Genomic DNA, 15,876 nt, shown 5'->3' with positions numbered 1-15,876 from the left:
AACAAGGGAATGTCCGCAATGACCGATCCGACCATTGCCCGCATCGCTCTGGTGGACGACGACGACCTGTTCCGTGAGTCGCTGAGCCTCAACCTCGGCGACGAGGGGTACGAGGTCATCACCTTCGACCGCGGCGAACCGGCGCTCGACTTCTTCGCCGAAGGCGGGTCGGTCGACATCGTCCTCCTGGACTGGCGCATGCCCAAGCTGGACGGCATCGACGTGCTGCGCCAGATGCGTGCCCGCGGCATCGCCACGCCGGTCATCTTCCTGACCGTGCTGTCCGACCAGATTTACGAAGAGGCCGCCCTGGCCGGCGGCGCGCTGGACTTCGTCGAGAAGTCGCGCAGCCTGTCGATCCTGCTGAAGCGCATGCGCCTGATCCTTGACGGGATCAAGGGCGACGCCACCAAGGGCACCGAGGATGCGGAGGCCGGCGGCGCCAGCACCAGCCACCGCCTGGGCGAGCTGGAGCTGCGCCTGGACAACAGCCGCGCCTTCTGGAAGGGCAAGCGCATCGACCTGACGCTGACCGAGTTCAACATCGTCAAGCTGATGTCGACCCGCCCGGAAGAGGACGTGTCCTACCGCGAGATCTACGACCTCGTCCACGGCAAGGGCTTCGTCGCCGGCTACGGCCCGTCGGGCTACCGCGCCAACGTCCGCGCCTTCATCAAGCGTATCCGCCAGAAGTTCCGGTCGGTCGACGCGACCTTCGCCTGCATCGAGAACTATCCGGGCTTCGGCTATCGCTGGGGCAAGGGTGAGAACGCGGCCAACCAGGGCCGCGATGAAGATGGTATCGGCGAGGATATGTTGATCGATGGCGCTGCTGCCGATTGACCTCGCGATGCGGGCGCCCCGACGGGCGTCCGCCCGCCTGCTCTGGCTCTGGCGCTCGATGGCGAGCCGCCTGGTGCTGCTCACCCTTGTCTTCATCGCAGTGCCGGTCCTGCTCTATGACCAGTTCCAGCGCGCCGACGAGGCGTCGCAGCAGCTTCTTCTGAAAAGCGCCCAGCGCCAGGGCGAACTGATCGCCCGCGCGCTGGAGCCCGAACTGCTGGGCGTCGACCGCACCGCCCTTCCCAGCCTGAGCATCGCGCTCGCCCGCTATGGCGACGACCGCACGCGGCTGAAGCTGCTGGTGCGCCCGCGCGTGGCAGCATCCGGCGCCGCCACCACCCCGTCCGGGGCCAAGGCCGGGCCGGAGCCCTTCTTCTACGTCGCCGCGGCGCCCAGCCTGTCCACCGCCGACATCGATGCCGAACGGCGCCTGCTGCTCGAACAGGGTGTGCTGGACCGGCTGGGGTCGAGCTGCGCCGGCAATTCGACGCTGGCGATGCGCGTCCCCCATCTGGAAGGCGGGGAGGAGGTGCTGTCCTCCATCACCCCGATCAAGACCAGCTTCGGCTGCTGGGCGCTGGTGACCAGCCACGCGACGGAAGCCTATATCTCCTCCTCCATCGGCCGCCCATACTGGAGCACGCCGGCGGTCCAGGCCGCCGCCGTTATCTATCTGGCGATGGCCGCCCTGGTGCTGGCGGTGCTGGCCGGCATCTGGCGCAACCTGAACCGCTTCGGCGATCTGGCCCGCCGCATCGTCGGCGGTGACGACACGCCCGAGCGCGAGGACCGCGACGCCTCCTTCGCCGCGCGCAACACAGTGCCGGAACTGGCCGGCGTGGCCGAGGATTTCGACCGGCTGGTCGCCACGCTGCGCGACAGCGCCCAATCGCTGCGCCGTGCCGCCGAGGACAACGCCCACGCCTTCAAGACGCCGATCGCCGTGATCCGCCAGTCGGTGGAGCCGCTGCGCCGCGCCCTGCCGGCGGAGAACGCCCGCAGCCAGCGCGCCCTGACGATGATCGAGAAGTCGCTGGACAAGCTGGACGGGCTGGTGTCCTTCGCCCGCCGCATGGACGAGGCGGCGGCCGACCTGCTGGCCCCGTCGCGCCGCCGCGTCGATTTGTCGTCGCTGGTGGAGCGGATGGCCGGCGGCTATACCGGGCTGCTGGCCGAACGCCGCCTGCACATGCGCTCGCGCATCGACGCCGGGCTGGTGGTGCGGGCCAGCGAGGAGACGCTGGAGACCATCGTCGAGAATCTGGTGGAGAACGCCGTCAGCTTCTCGCCGCCCGACGGGACGGTCAGCGTCCGCCTGACCCGTACGGGGGCCTGGGCGGAGCTGGTGGTGGATGACGAAGGACCGGGCGTCGATCCCGCCAACCTGGACCGCATCTTCGAACGCTATTTCTCCCACCGCGAACCCGGCCGCGGCATGCCCGAGGACGAGGCGGCGGCGCATCAGGCCGGCGCGGCGCATTTCGGCATCGGCCTGTGGATCGTCCGGCGCAACATCGAGGCGTTCGGCGGCCGTGTCCGCGCCGAGAACCGCCCGACCGGCGGCCTGCGCATGACGGTGGCCCTGCCGCTGGCGGCCTGATCGGCTGTGCTGCGGGCAAGCAGGCTCGGTTCGGCGTCCTTGTTGCCGCTGCGCCCGTCAGAGGCATCGAATTTGAGAATCCTGTTCCTACCCAAGGAGGAGCGTCATTCCCGCGAACGCGGGAATCCAGCCGGTTCGGCGACGTTCCGTGAAAGTGTCCTGGATCCCCGCCTTCGCGGGGATGACGGAAGTCTCGTCGTAGGAAATTTGCTTTCATATACGATGATCCTGCTCCGGCTATGGTCCGGCATGGCCTGATCCCGTTTTTTCCGTTAGGATCGTGGCCGCCAGCCGAACAGCATTCCGAGCCGCCGATGGACCGCAACCTCGATTCCACCGACATCAAGATCCTGCGCGAACTGCAGGATGACGGCCGCCTCAGCAATGTGGAACTGGCCCGCCGCATCAACCTCAGCCCGGCCGCCTGCCTGGAGCGGGTGAAGCGGCTGCAGGCCGACGGCATCATCCAGCGCTATGTCGCGCTGCTCGACCCTCATCGGCTGGAAGCGGGGATGCTGGTCTTCGTCGAAGTGGTGCTGGACCGCACGACGCCCGATAACTTCGACGATTTCAAGGCCACCGTGCTGCGCATGCCGCAGATCATGGAATGCCACATGGTCGCCGGCGGCTTCGACTATCTGGTCAAGGCCCGCGTGCGCGACATGAACGAATACCGCCTGTTCCTGGGCGAGTTGCTGTCCACCGCCCGCGGCGTGCGGGAAACCCACACCTACGCCGTGATGGAAGAGGTGAAGAGCGTCACCGCGATCCCGCTGGACGGGCTGTCCAACGGGTCGTTGCGCGGCTGAATGGTCAGACAGCAAAGCATTTTCCAAATTGCATAATACTTTGGGGCCAGTCCGCTTTTCCGGACGCATTTTGCGACGAGCGGCGCTGTCCGATTTCGCGCTACTGGTGCAATCCGACACAAAATTCGTTCGTTATCTGACAATTTGATGCGGCACACCGCTTGCAGCAAAAGGTCCGGTCCGGGGGGCGACCGATCCGGCCGTCCGGCGGCTTTCGTTTCGCCCCGATCCCCGGCCGCTTCCTTCGAGACTTTGGCTGGAGCGGAGCCGCCTAATGCGCGTCAACACACCGATCACCGACCGGGAAGTCCATCTGACCGAGGGGGTTCCCCTGGTGTCCCGCACCGACACCGGCGGGCGCATCACCTTCGTGAACCAAGCCTTCGTCGAGATCAGCGGCTTTGACGAACATGAGCTGATCGGCGCGCCCCACAATCTCGTCCGCCACCCCCACATGCCGAAGGAGGCCTTCGCCGACCTGTGGGCGACGGTGAAGACCGGACGGCCCTGGGAAGGGCTGGTGAAGAACCGGACCAAGGGCGGCGATTACTATTGGGTGCGGGCCAACGTCACCCCGGTGGTCGAGAACGGCGCCGTCACCGGCTATATCTCGATCCGCTCCAAGCCCGCGCGCGAGGACGTCGCGGCGGCCGAGGCGCTGTATGCGGAGATGCGCGACGGCCGCGCCGCGCTGGCGCTGGCGGAAGGCGCCCTGGTGCGGAAGAACCGTGCCGGCCGCGCCGCCGCCTTCGCCTGGGCCAGCCTGTCGGGGCGGCTGGCCGCGGTGTTCGGGCTGCTGATCCTGGCGGTTCTGCTGGCCGGCTGGCTCGGCCTGGACGGCATGGCGGATTCCAACCAGTCGCTGCGCACGGTCTACGAGGACCGCACGGTTCCCGCCTATCAGATCGGCGCCATCCAGAACCTCGCGCGCGACAGCCGGCAGCGGCTGACCGACCTCGCCGCCGACCTGCGGGCGGGAAGCGGCGCCGGCGACCTCGCCGCCGTGGAGGCCGCGGTGGAGAAGGACGTGGTGGAGAACGCCGCGGCGATGCGGCGCCTTCTGGCCGACTATCTGGCGACCTACCTGACTCCGGAGGAAGCCGTCCTCGCCGAAAAATTCAAGCCGCTGGTCGGGACCTATCTGCAAGGCGGGATCGGCCCGGCGCTGGCGCTCGCCAAGCAGAAGGATGCCGCCGGGCTGGACGCCCATCTGCGCAGCGCCGTCCGCCCGGCCTTCGCCGATCTGCGCCGGGTGTCCGACGCCCTGCTGGAGCTTCAGATCCGGGTCGCGCGGGAAGAGTTCGACAAGGCGGAACGGGATTACGGACGCCGCGTCGTCCAGGTGGCCGTGGCGATGCTGCTGAGCGCCCTGCTTGCCGCCCTGTTCGGCTGGGCGATCCTGCGCATGGTGCGCCGCCCGCTGGTGGTGCTGGAACGGACCTTCGAGCGCATCGCCCGCGGCGCCCTGACCGACCCGATGCCGGCCGTTGGCGTCCCGGAGTTCCGCCGCGTGGCGTCGGAGTTGAACGCCATGAAGGCGAAGCTGGCCTATGGCATCCATGAGAAGCACGAGACCGAACTGCGCCAGAAGGCGCTGACCCGTCAGGCCCTACTGGAAACCTGCAAATCGATCGAGAGCGATCTGGACTCCACCTGGATCGGGGTGGAACTGGCCAGCAACCGCGCCGGCGACGGCATCCGCCACCTGATGCAGTCCCTGGGCGTGGTGCGGGAGAACACGGTGGTGGTGTCGGCCGCCTCCGAACAGGCCAGCGCCAACGCCCAGTCGGTCGCCGCCGCGACGGAGGAGCTGAACTCCGCCGGGCACGAGATCGCCCGTCAGGCGGCGCGCTCCAGCGAGGTGGCGCGGCGCGCGGTGGACAGCGCCCGCGGCTCCGCCACCGCCATCGGCCAGATGGAGGTCGCGACGGAGGAGATCGCCAAGGTCGCCAACCTGATCAACTCCATCGCCGGCCAGACCAACCTGCTGGCGCTGAACGCCACCATCGAGGCGGCGCGTGCGGGGGAGGCCGGCAAGGGCTTCGCCGTCGTCGCCAGCGAGGTCAAGACTCTCGCCAACCAGACGGCGAAGGCGACCGAGGACATCGCCCGCCAGATCGAGCAGCTGAAACAGGCCGTGGGCGGCAGCGTCACCGCGATCCAGACCGTCATCTCGGTGATCGAGGAGATCGACGAGGCCGCCGCCGCCACCGCCGCCGCGGTGGAGGAGCAGTCGGCCGCCAACGCCGAGATCGGGCGCAGCGCCACCAACTCGGCCGGCGGCGCCTCCCAGGTGTCGGGCAGCGTGCTGCACATCCGCGACCAGACTGACGAGATCACCGGCATCGCCACCGACGTCAGCCGCCGCATGACCGATACCCAGGGCGCGGTGGCCGACCTGAAGCGCCGGCTTGTCATCGCGCTGCGCCAGTCGGTGGCGGGCGACCGCCGCGTCTCCGACCGCATCCCGTGCGAGGAGCCGATCGGCCTGGCCGTTGCCGGCGACCGCCGCACCGTCACCATGCTCGACCTGTCGCTGGACGGGCTGCTGGTGGAGAGCAAGGGGCTGCCGGAACTGGCCGAGCAGACGCGGCTGATCGTGACGCTGCGCGACGTCGGCGACCTGCCGGCCATCGTCGCCGGTACCAGCGACCTTGGCCTGCATCTGGCCTTCGACGAGCTGTCGGACGTGCAAACCGACCGGCTGCAGCGTGCCTACACCGCGATGATCGAGGCGGATTCGGCCATCATCCGCACCGTGCAGGACACCGCGGCGGCCTTGGGCAAGGCGCTGGACGGCGCGCTGTCCAACGGCAGCATCGGCGAGGAGGCGCTGTTCTCGACGGAGCTGTCAACCGTCCCCGGCACCGAGCCGGAACAGTGCCTCGCCCCCTTCACCGAACTGACCGACCGGCTGTTCCCGGCGATCCAGGAGCCGGTCCTGGCCTCCAACCCGCGCTTCCAGTTCTGTGCCGCGGTCAACGCCGTCGGCTATCTGCCGACCCACAACGCCCGCTATTCCGAGCCGCAGCGGCCGGGCGACACCGCCTGGAACGCCGCCCATTGCCGCAACCGCCGCGTCTTCGCCGACCGGTCCGGCCTTGCCGCCGCCCGCAACACCCGCCCGTTCCTGCTGCAGGCCTACCGTCGCGACATGGGCGGCGGCCAGATGGTGCGCCTGAAGGAGATCGACGCGCCGATCGTCGTGCGCGGCCGCCACTGGGGCAATCTGCGGCTGGCCTTTATGCCGTAGGCGTCCCAGGGCGCGAGGCGAGTGTCCGGGCGGCCGCGTGGCTGCGGGAATTGAGCGGAGTTGCGACATCGGGACGCATTTTGGCCGGCAAAATTGCTTTTGACTAACGGGATTGCATTTCGCACCATCCGCAAGTTGCGGAAATGATTGAAGAATAAGTTATGAATTGAGTGGGACCAATCCCCCAGGGTCAGGAACCGGCCTTGTCCGCCACGGAGGGGGCCTTCCGCTTCGTCCGGCCATCCTGCCGCACCCGCCACCCGCTCCCGATTTGACCGGGCCCATCCCGGAAGGACACGCGATGCCGATCAGCACCGCCGGCCGTGCCGGCATTCTTCTCGCCCTTGCCTGCAGCCTTCCGCTGCTGGCGTCCTGCCAGACCGGCCGCGGCCCCGTCTACCCGAGCACGTTCGTGCCGACGGCCATCTATGCCCAGCAGCGCGGCTGGCTGGTCGAGCGCTACACCCCGACCAATCCCGGCGCCGTGCCCTATTGCGTCGCGTCGAAGCAGTCGCCCGCCCAGGAGCTGGCCTTCATCGCCACCCGGAGCAACACCGGTCTGGCGATGAACAAGACGGGCGTGCCGGTGATGGCGGGGGCGACCTATCCGATCGAAGTTGTGTTCGACAGCGGCAAGATCCATCATGTGCAGGCGAGGCCGGGCGGATTCGGCATGCTGATCGCGCCGCTCGGCGGGCCGGACGTCGGGTCGGTGCTGTCCCGCTTCGCCTCGGCGGACACGGTGGCGCTGGCGGTGCCGGGGCTCGGCATCCGCAAGCTGTACGAGCTGGACGGGTCGAGCTGGGCCATCGGCAAGCTGTCCGAGTGCATCGGCGCGCCGTCGCGGCCCAAGCATGCGCCAAAGCCGACGCCTGGGCCGGCGCAGCCCGGCGGTCCCTCCGCGCCGGGCAAGGCGCCATCCGCCGGCCCCACCCCGCAGTTGGAACCCATCGCGCCCCAGACGCCTGCGCCCGCCTACAGCCCGGCTCCGGCCCCGGCCCAGTCGGCGCCTCCGGCAGCCCCGGCCAGCGGCGGCATCGACCTCGACATGCAGATCGACCAGCCCATCGATCTCGACGAACCGAAGCGCTGATCGGTCCGACCGCCGGACGGCGGCCTTGCCCGAACTCGCGGAAATACGCCTGACCCGGACGCCGCCCCTTCGCGGGCGGCGACGGACATGCAGTGGGGATGTCTCGTGAAACAGCTTTTGATTCCGCCCCTGGCGCTCGGCCTGCTGCTCTCGCTCGCCCCAGCGGCGGGTGCGGCGGAAGACGGCCGGCGCCTTGCTTTCTCCGGAGCCCTGAAGGTCGAGGTCTTCGCCGACGGACCGTCCTGGTGCGCCGACCGCGCCGCGTTGAAGGTGGTGGCGGAGGATAGAGCGTTGTTCGCGACGGACGGTTTCACATCGCTGGTCCGCCGCATCGGCGCCGTGGTTCTGTCGAAGGAATGCCCGGCCGCCGGCCGCGCCGCGCTCGTCGGGGTGGAGAAGGCCAGCGGCGCCGTGGTCTGGCGTGGCGAGGCCGCCGCGGCCAGCGACTGGACGGTGGTCGCCGCCGCCCCTGCGCCGGTGCCGCAGCCGGCTCTCCAATCGGCACCCCCGCCCGCGCCTGCCCCCGCGCCAGCCTCGGTCGCGGCGCTCGCCCCGGCGCCCGCTCCGGCTCCGGCGCCCATGCCGCCTCCTCAGCCGGTCCTCGAGATCGGCAAGAACTATCCCGGCATGCTGCTGCTTCTGCTGCGCCGGAACGCGGCGCTGGCGGAGGACAACGGAACCCTGGCCTGGTGGGCCGGACACCGGTTCAACCGCGAGTTCCAGCAGGTCCGCTACCAGGAATTCAAGCTCCAGCCCCTGCTGGAACGGGCCAGGGCCGATCTGTTCACCGAGATGAGCCGTGCCGATCCCGACCGGGTGACCATCGTCTACCGCACCGAATTCCAGGCCTACGACTTCGCCACCCAGCGGTTCCCGGTCACGCAGAAGTTCACCTCGCTGTCCGTCCAGCCCAACTGGTGCTGCACCGACTCCAAGCTGCCGAACAACATCACCGTCGAGATCGACGGGCTCGACGCTATCACTGGCGTTCCGATGGACCGGTCGTCGGCCCAATCCTTCGCCGAGGGCCGCACGCATTACGGGTCAGTCGACCGGACGCTGATGATCGGGGCGACGCTGAAGATCGACCCGGCGGGCATCAAGGTCGACAACTGGCGCGGGGCGACGGCCAAGGCGAAGCTGGAGAGCGCGGTCATTTATGCCGACCGCGAAGCCACCAGCGTGCTGTACCGCCTGGACGAGCGGACGCTCGCCGGCCTGTTCGCCGAGCGCGACGCCCGCAAGGCCGCCGCCGCCAGGGCGGAGCAGGAACGACAGCGCGAACAGGAACGCCAGCGGATGGCCGCCCAGCGCGAGCAGGACATCAGCATACTGGCGTCCCTGCCGACCGGCGCCCGCCTTGCCAACCTGATGCAGCCCGGCCGGATCGAGTATGGCGCCCGGCTGGACAATCTCCGCGATGCACGGACCAATGCGCTGATCCAGGGCGGGGCGGTTTCCGTCACCATGCTGGTCCAGGCCGGATCGGACGGGCGCAGCGCCGTCGCCACCCGCTGGCCGGGCAAGCTGCAGGTCACCGTGCCGGAGGCGGGGCCGGCGCTGAAGGCCGACGGCTGGTACGTGGTCCGCGGCGCGCTGTCGGTTGCCGACGGCGACGAGGCGCTGCCGCCGGCCCGGCTGGAGGCTGCGGTCGTCCATGCCTGCGGCAAGGCGGAATGCGCCGATGCGGCCGACGCCGTCTTCATCGTCGACCAGAAGCTCGCCGCGGCGGGCCTGTCCAAGGGAGCCCCGTGATGAAAGTCAGCAACAAGGCCGCCTCGGCGCTCGTCCTCGGCGCCCTGGTCGTGGCCGGCGGCGGCTGGACCCTGGCGAAGCGGCAGGCCACCGCCCAGGCCCGCGATCTGGTCGACGGCTTCCTGATCCGCGAAGGGTTGAACGGCCGGATCAACTATGCCGATTTGTCGGCTTCGCCCTTCGGGTCGGTCAGCCTGCAGGGGGTGACGGTCACCCTGTCGCCCGACGCCGTGGTCCGCGCCGCCAGCGTGGACGTGTCCGACATCGCCCTGCAGAACGGCGAGATCCGCAAGGCCCGCCTGTCGGCCAGCGGCGCCGACGTGCCCGTCCTGGCGATGGCGCGGGCCGACCGCTACAACCACGCCCTGCGCGACATGGTCAGCCTCGGCTACACCAACCTGCGCGGCGACGTCTCGCTGGCGCTGGATTATGACGACCAGCGGCAGTCGCTGTCCCTGGAGACCAGCGGCACCGTGCGGGATGCCGGCGGCTGGAGCGCGCGGCTGCGGATGGAGGGGATCGACCCGGCGATGGTGGCGACCGCCCGCCGGCTGGCCTCCGGCAATTTCAACCCGCTGGAGCTGATGGGCGCCGCCGCGCAGAACATGGACATGCTGTTCCGCGTCGCCCTGGCCGAGGTCGACGTGACGGTCGACAACAGCGGCATCCGGCGCCGCGAGCGCGAGATCGTGGCGACCGATGTTCCGCAGAAGCAGGACCCGTCGGCCCGGCAGGCGGCGGCGCTGAACCCCACCACGCTGATCCGCGCCGGCATGGCGCCGGAAGCGGCGAGGACGTCGGCCGCCGCCGTGGATGCCTGGACGAAGGACGGCGGCAAGCTGCGGGTGGCGACCGGCCTGACCCGGCCGATGCCGGTGTTCAAACGGGGCGCGGGCTTCGCACCGATCCTGCCCGCCTTCGACAGTCCGGAAGGCTTCCTGGCCGTCACCAAGGCGACGGTCAGCAACTGACCGGGAGCGCGCCGGCCGTGTGGGAGTGCCGGCCCGCTCAGGCCGCCGGCACCAGCACGTCGGCGCAGATCGCCCGCACCACCTCGGCGCGGTCGGCGGCGGCACCGGGGGCGAGAAGGCCCTGGCCGAAGGCGAAGGCGTAGAACAGGTAGGCGCGGGCGAAGGCCTGGTCGGGGGGCAGGCCCAGCGCCACGAACAGGCCGGCGACGCTGTGCAGGCGCTCGCGGTCGACCTCGGCGATCACGCTTTCCGCCTCGGGATCGCGCCGGGCCCAGTCGCGCACCGCCAGTTCTATCGCCATGCCCCGCGGCTTGCTGCCGCCATAGAGCGCCAGCAGGTCGCGCAGCTGCTGCGCCGGCTCGCGGCCGTCCAGCCGGGTCTGTTCCTTGATGGCGGCGATGCGGCCCGTCTTCCAGCTGTCCAGCAGGGCGTTCATCAGGTCGGTGCGGTCGCGGAAATGCCAATAGAAGCTGCCCTTGGTCACCTTCAGGGCCTTGGCCAGCACCTCCACCCGCACCTTGTCGACGCCGCCTTCGGCCAGTGCCGCGAAGGCGGCGGCCAGCCAGGATTCGCGGTTCTTCGTCTTGGATTCCATACCCGTCCTTCGCGCTTTCCCGGCTGCCGCATCCTTGGAGGCGATCTATACCCGAAAAGGAGGGCCGCTGACTATTCGCCCTGCTGCATCTGGATCGCGTCGGACGCCCGGCCGCGATAGTGGATGTTGCCGTCGGCGTCGAGGAAGGCGCGGTCGCCGGTCAGGTAATAGCGCCGGCCGTGGCGGAAGCGCCGGGCGGTGCGTTCCGGGTTGTTGGCGTAGGATTCGAACCAGAACAGCGGGGAATGGTCGACGTCGATGGCGATCTCGCCGGCGCCGCCCACCGGCGCCTCGCGCCCGTCGGGGTCGAGGATGACGACGCGGAAGCCCGGCATCGGCCGGCCGAGCGAGCCGCTGGGCGGCTGGACCGCATCGCCGTCCTCCGGCGCGTCGGAGTCGTAGCGGCCGATGCCGTCGGGGTCGTAGCGGTTCACGATGAAGATGCCGGTCTCGCGCTGGCCATACTGGTCGAGCAGCGGGACCTTCACCGTCCGGTTGGCCCAGGCGATCAGGTCGGGTGGCAGCGGCTCGCCCACCACCGACAGGATGCGCAGCGCGAACTGGTGCGAAACGCCGGGATCGGCGCCGTGCCAGGCGCGGATCTGCGACGGCGCCGCGGTCAGGTTGGTCACGCCGAACTTGGTCAGCATCCGATAGCCCTGCCGCACGTCGTAGGGACCGTCGCAGAAGATCGTCGTCCGCCCCAGCAGCAGCGGCCCGACCAGACCGTAATAGGCGCCATAGGCCCAGCCGGGATCGGCCATGTTCCAATAGATGTCGTCGTCGCGCAGGTCGAGGCCGATGCGCATGTACTGCTCGATCCCCGACAGCGCCTTGACCGGCAGCGACACGCCGAGCGGTGTCGGTTCCGATTCCGACGTGTAGATCAGGGCGAAGGCGTCGCCTTCGCGGTAGCGCGCCACTTCGGCCAGCGGGGCGGCTTCGTGCAGCGACGACCAGAAGGGCACGGCGTCGGGACCGAAGGCCTCGTCGCCCTCCACCGTCACCACCGGCCGGGTGTTGTCGCGCGGCACCTTGCGGCGCAGGAAGCCGTTGGTGACGATGGCGCGCGCGTCGCTGTCGGCCAGCCGGTAGGCGACGGCAGAGGCGGTGTAGGTGGTGAACAGCGGCATATAGACGCCGCCCAGCCGCCAGATCGCCAGCGCGGTGATCAGCAGCTCCGGCCCCTTCGGCAGCAGCACCGCCACCCGGTCGCCCGGCCCCACCCCCATGCCGGCCAGCACCGCGGCGAATCGCGCCGAATCGCGGGCCAGCCGGGCGAAGCTCAGCTCCGTCGTCTGGCCGGCCACGCTTTCATGCAGCAGCGCCGCCCGCGCACCGTCGGCGGCGCGGACATGGCGGTCGCACAGCAGCGTCGCCAGCGCGATGGAGTCGCCGCGATATTCCGGCCGCAGGAAGGCTGACGGCCGCACCATCAGGGCGGGCGGCGAGGGCAGCGCCGGCTGGGCTGGCGCGGCCTCCGGCGGCTGGGGCGGGGCGGGGGAGGGGAGCGGGGCGGCAGGGGGGCGGTGGCGCAGCGCCGCCAGATCGCCGAGCGCCACCAGATCCGGCCCCAGGTGATAGCGCTTGCTGCGGGCGTCCTGCTCCACCAGCCCGTCGCGTGCCAGCGCCATCAGCAGCCGGTGGGCGGTCGCCTTCGACAGCCCGACCCCCGTCATCAGGTCGGCCAGCCGCGCGCCGCCGCTTTCGGCGTCGGCGACCGCGCGCAGCAGGGCGATGGCGCGCTCCAGGCTCTGGGTGCCGCCCGCCGCGTTGGGAGCGGCCGGGGAGGGGGCGATATCGGCTGGGCTGTTCATGAGGTCCATCATATGGACCGTGCGGTGCCTTATCGCAACAAAAAACATGCACTGGCGGAATGTCAGTGTTGAAAACAGACGGAGGCCCGGTATATAGTGCGGAAGTTGCTCATGAAACGGTCCACAATATGGACCCCGCCGGCCCCCAAGAGCCGGATCGTGACCCTGAGAAGCGGTACCAACAGCAACGGAGGAGGAAATGTCAGGCGCGCCCGTCGCACCACACCCCGGCCCTGCCCAGAATTCGCCGACCACCCAGGCAGAGACCATTTTCGAGGCTCGGGGCGTCAACCTGCGCTTCGGGGGCGTCCATGCGCTGACCGACGTCAGCTTCGGCATCCGCAGGGGCGAGCTGTTCTCGATCATCGGTCCCAACGGGGCCGGCAAGACCTCCATGGTCAACTGCATCTCCGGCCGCTACCGGCCGACCGACGGCAAGGTCTTCTTCAAGGGCCGCGACGTGACGGGGATGACCCCGAACCATCGCGCCTCGCTCGGCATCGGCCGCACCTTCCAGAACCTGGCGCTGTTCGGGCACATGACCGTGCTCGACAACATCATGGTCGGCCGCCACCACCTGCTGAAGAACAACTTCCTGACCGGGTCGCTCTATTGGCTGACCGGCGCCAGGAAGGAGGAGCTGTCCCACCGCCGCGAGGTGGAGGAGATCATCGACTTCCTCGAAATCCAGCATGTGCGCAAGGCCACCGCCGGCACGCTGTCCTACGGCCTGCGCAAGCGGGTTGAACTGGCCCGCGCCATCGCGCTGAAGCCGGACCTGATCCTGCTGGACGAGCCGATGGCCGGCATGAACCTGGAAGAGAAGGAGGACATGGCCCGCTACATCGTCGACCTGAACGAGGAGTTCGGCATGACCGTGGTCATGATCGAACACGACATGGGCGTGGTCATGGACATCTCGCACCGGGTGATGGTGCTGGAATTCGGCAAGAAGATCGCCGAAGGCAAGCCGGAGGAGGTTCTGGCCGATCCCCGCGTCCGCCGCGCCTATCTGGGCGAGGACGACGAGGAGGAGGCGCCGGTCGCCGCCGGTTCCACTGCGGATGTGCCGCCCCGGAAGGAGGTCGCGTGATGTCGAGCCTCAATCTGCCCGATCTGGTCGCCAACGACACCCTGCCGAAGCTGCTGGCCCTGCATGCCCGCGACCACGGCGGCGACATCGCCATGCGCGAGAAGGATTTCGGCATCTGGCGCACCTTCACCTGGAGCCAGGTCCATGCCCGCGTCCGCGCCTTCGCGCTGGGCATGACCAAGCTCGGCGTCGTGCCGGGCGAGGTCGTCGGGCTTCTCGGCGACAACCGTCCCGATTGGGTGATGGGCGAGATCGCGACCCACGCGGTGCGCGGCTACAGCCTTGGCATCTACCGCGACGCGCTGGATGAAGAGGTCGCGTACCTCATCACCTATGCCGACGTGAAGGTGGTGTTCGCCGAGGACGAGGAGCAGGTCGACAAGCTGCTGAACCTCGCCGACCGGCTGCCGACGCTGCAGCACATCATCTATTCCGACCCGCGCGGCATGCGCAAATACGACGATCCGCGCCTGATGCCGGTCACCGATCTGGTCCGGATGGGCGAGGAGTTGCACGCGCAGCAGCCGGACCTCTACGACCGCATGGTCGCCGCGACGAAGGGGGAAGAGGTCGCCATCCTCTGCACCACCTCGGGCACCACGTCGAACCCCAAGATGGCGATGCTGCCGGCCGGCCGCCTGATCCGCCATGTCGCCAGCTACCTGTCCGCCGATCCGAAGGGACCGGAGGACGAGTATGTCTCGGTCCTGCCGCTGTCCTGGATCATGGAGCAGGTCTATGCCGTCGGCATGGGCATGGTGTCGCGGATGCGCGTGAACTTCGTCGAGGAAGCCGAGACGATGATGCACGACTTCCGCGAGATCGGGCCGACCTTCGTACTGTTCGCCCCGCGCCTGTGGGAGCAGATCGCCGCCGACGTGCGCGCCCGCATGATGGACGCCTCGCCCTTCAAGCAGAAGATGTACGATCTCGGCATGAAGCTGGGGCTGGAGGCGCTGACCAAGGGGCAGCGGTCGGCGATGGCCGACGCGATCCTGTTCAAGGCTCTGCGCGACCGGCTGGGCTTCACCAACCTGAAATCGGCGGCGACCGGCGGCGCGGCCTTGGGGCCGGACACCTTCAAGTTCTTCCAGGCGCTGGGCGTCCCGCTCCGCCAGATCTACGGCCAGACCGAGACGATGGGCGCCTACACCGTCCATCGCGGCACCGACGTGGATTTCGACACAGTCGGCGTGCCGTTCGACGGCGGCATCGAGGTGAAGGTGATCGACCCCGACCACAACGGCGTCGGCGAGATCGTCACCCGCCACCCCAACATGTTCGCCGGCTATTACCGGAACGAGAAGGCGACCGTCGCCGACATGCGCGACGGCTGGATGCACACGGGCGACGCCGGCTTCTTCGACAAGAAGGGCCATCTGGTCATCATCGACCGCATCAAGGACATCGCCACCACCGCGCACGGCGACCGCTTCAGCCCGCAATACATCGAGAACAAGCTGAAGTTCTCGCCGTACGTGGCCGAGGCGGTGATCCTGGGCGACAAGCGCGAGTATCTGTCGGCGATCATCTGCATCCGCTTCCCCATCGTGTCGAAGTGGGCGGAGAAGAACCGCATCGCCTTCACGACCTATTCGGACCTGTCGTCGAAGCAGGAGGTCTACGACCTGCTGCGGGCCGAGGTGGAGCGGGTCAACCAGACGCTGCCCGAGTACCAGCGCATCTCCAAGTTCCTGCTGCTCTACAAGGAGCTGGACGCCGACGACGGCGAGCTGACCCGCACCCGCAAGGTGCGCCGCGGCGTCATCGGCGAGAAGTACGGCACCATCATCGACAGCATCTATGCCGGCCAGCCGAAGATCGACGTGGACACCACGATCGCTTTCCAGGACGGCACCAAGCAGCGCATCCGCACGACGCTGACCGTCATCGATCTGGCTCCGGCCGCCGCCAAGGCGCCGCGGCAGCCGGTCGCGGCTTGAGGAGAGCGCGATGCACACCGCCAATCACACCCTCTCCCGCCCCGGGAGAGGGAGGGGACCCGTGCGCAGCACGGGGAGGGTGAGGGGGCCGGCAAGAAACGGGC

At 69.1% G+C, this 15,876-nt stretch carries 11 protein-coding genes; 9 read left to right on the top strand and 2 right to left on the bottom strand.

All coding sequences use genetic code 11. The features are described 5' to 3' along the window. Nucleotides 1-18 precede the first annotated feature (18 nt). From FZ029_RS19280 to FZ029_RS19245, 7 genes are all read left to right on the top strand, one after another. Nucleotides 19-843, top strand: coding sequence for a response regulator transcription factor (locus FZ029_RS19280; RefSeq protein ID WP_149271064.1), 825 nt, complete (start codon nucleotides 19-21; stop codon nucleotides 841-843). Next, on the top strand, nucleotides 824-2,443 hold the full coding sequence (locus tag FZ029_RS19275; protein WP_149271062.1) for a HAMP domain-containing sensor histidine kinase: 1,620 nt from the start codon (nucleotides 824-826) through the stop codon (nucleotides 2,441-2,443). The genes FZ029_RS19280 and FZ029_RS19275 overlap by 20 nt, the downstream gene beginning before the upstream one ends. 314 nt (nucleotides 2,444-2,757) lie before the next feature. Continuing rightward, the gene (locus FZ029_RS19265) at nucleotides 2,758-3,252 is read left to right on the top strand and encodes an Lrp/AsnC ligand binding domain-containing protein (RefSeq protein ID WP_109075116.1); all 495 of its coding nucleotides are present in this window, start codon (nucleotides 2,758-2,760) and stop codon (nucleotides 3,250-3,252) included. Nucleotides 3,253-3,526: 274 nt separating this feature from the next. Beyond that, nucleotides 3,527-6,505, top strand: coding sequence for a methyl-accepting chemotaxis protein (locus tag FZ029_RS19260; RefSeq protein ID WP_149271060.1), 2,979 nt, complete (start codon nucleotides 3,527-3,529; stop codon nucleotides 6,503-6,505). A 301-nt stretch (nucleotides 6,506-6,806) separates the two neighbouring features. Next, entirely contained in the window at nucleotides 6,807-7,598 is a 792-nt protein-coding gene (locus FZ029_RS19255; RefSeq protein ID WP_149271059.1) for a hypothetical protein, read from the top strand. Between the two features lie 105 nt (nucleotides 7,599-7,703). Next, nucleotides 7,704-9,353, top strand: a complete 1,650-nt coding sequence (locus FZ029_RS19250; protein ID WP_149271057.1) for a DUF4852 domain-containing protein — start codon at nucleotides 7,704-7,706, stop codon at nucleotides 9,351-9,353. Continuing rightward, nucleotides 9,353-10,324, top strand: coding sequence for a hypothetical protein (locus FZ029_RS19245; RefSeq protein WP_149271055.1), 972 nt, complete (start codon nucleotides 9,353-9,355; stop codon nucleotides 10,322-10,324). Before FZ029_RS19250 ends, FZ029_RS19245 begins: the two co-directional genes overlap by 1 nt. Before the next feature lie 37 nt (nucleotides 10,325-10,361). Here the strand turns inward: FZ029_RS19245 and FZ029_RS19240 are convergent, their stop codons facing one another. Both FZ029_RS19240 and FZ029_RS19235 read right to left on the bottom strand, forming a co-directional pair. Then, a complete protein-coding gene (locus tag FZ029_RS19240; protein WP_149271053.1) occupies nucleotides 10,362-10,919 on the bottom strand; it encodes a TetR/AcrR family transcriptional regulator in 558 nt (185 codons plus the stop codon). A 71-nt stretch (nucleotides 10,920-10,990) separates the two neighbouring features. After that, nucleotides 10,991-12,736: an AMP-binding protein gene (locus FZ029_RS19235; protein WP_247892393.1), complete on the bottom strand. Its 1,746-nt coding sequence runs from the start codon at nucleotides 12,734-12,736 to the stop codon at nucleotides 10,991-10,993. A gap of 199 nt (nucleotides 12,737-12,935) precedes the next feature. Here FZ029_RS19235 and FZ029_RS19230 point away from each other — a divergent pair, with 199 nt between their 5' ends. Together FZ029_RS19230 and FZ029_RS19225 are read left to right on the top strand one after the other, a co-directional pair. Next, nucleotides 12,936-13,829, top strand: a complete 894-nt coding sequence (locus FZ029_RS19230) for an ABC transporter ATP-binding protein (RefSeq protein WP_211104177.1) — start codon at nucleotides 12,936-12,938, stop codon at nucleotides 13,827-13,829. Continuing rightward, entirely contained in the window at nucleotides 13,829-15,772 is a 1,944-nt protein-coding gene (locus tag FZ029_RS19225; RefSeq protein ID WP_149271051.1) for a long-chain fatty acid--CoA ligase, read from the top strand. The genes FZ029_RS19230 and FZ029_RS19225 overlap by 1 nt, the downstream gene beginning before the upstream one ends. Nucleotides 15,773-15,876 lie beyond the last annotated feature (104 nt).

Origin of the sequence: Azospirillum sp. Sh1 (assembly GCF_008365135.1) — a bacterium.
In the GTDB taxonomy this organism is placed as follows: domain Bacteria; phylum Pseudomonadota; class Alphaproteobacteria; order Azospirillales; family Azospirillaceae; genus Azospirillum; species Azospirillum oryzae.
This window is presented reverse-complemented; position numbering and strand designations above follow the sequence as displayed.

What these genes read in the sequence shown, in the direction of transcription:
- FZ029_RS19280 (WP_149271064.1), top strand. Translation starts at nt 19, where the DNA reads ATGACCGATCCGACCATTGCCCGCATCGCTCTGGTGGACGACGACGAC.
- FZ029_RS19240 (WP_149271053.1), bottom strand. Translation starts at nt 10,919, where the DNA reads ATGGAATCCAAGACGAAGAACCGCGAATCCTGGCTGGCCGCCGCCTTC.
- FZ029_RS19225 (WP_149271051.1), top strand. Translation starts at nt 13,829, where the DNA reads ATGTCGAGCCTCAATCTGCCCGATCTGGTCGCCAACGACACCCTGCCG.
- FZ029_RS19275 (WP_149271062.1), top strand. Translation starts at nt 824, where the DNA reads ATGGCGCTGCTGCCGATTGACCTCGCGATGCGGGCGCCCCGACGGGCG.
- FZ029_RS19230 (WP_211104177.1), top strand. Translation starts at nt 12,936, where the DNA reads ATGTCAGGCGCGCCCGTCGCACCACACCCCGGCCCTGCCCAGAATTCG.
- FZ029_RS19235 (WP_247892393.1), bottom strand. Translation starts at nt 12,736, where the DNA reads ATGAACAGCCCAGCCGATATCGCCCCCTCCCCGGCCGCTCCCAACGCG.
- FZ029_RS19265 (WP_109075116.1), top strand. Translation starts at nt 2,758, where the DNA reads ATGGACCGCAACCTCGATTCCACCGACATCAAGATCCTGCGCGAACTG.
- FZ029_RS19260 (WP_149271060.1), top strand. Translation starts at nt 3,527, where the DNA reads ATGCGCGTCAACACACCGATCACCGACCGGGAAGTCCATCTGACCGAG.
- FZ029_RS19255 (WP_149271059.1), top strand. Translation starts at nt 6,807, where the DNA reads ATGCCGATCAGCACCGCCGGCCGTGCCGGCATTCTTCTCGCCCTTGCC.
- FZ029_RS19245 (WP_149271055.1), top strand. Translation starts at nt 9,353, where the DNA reads ATGAAAGTCAGCAACAAGGCCGCCTCGGCGCTCGTCCTCGGCGCCCTG.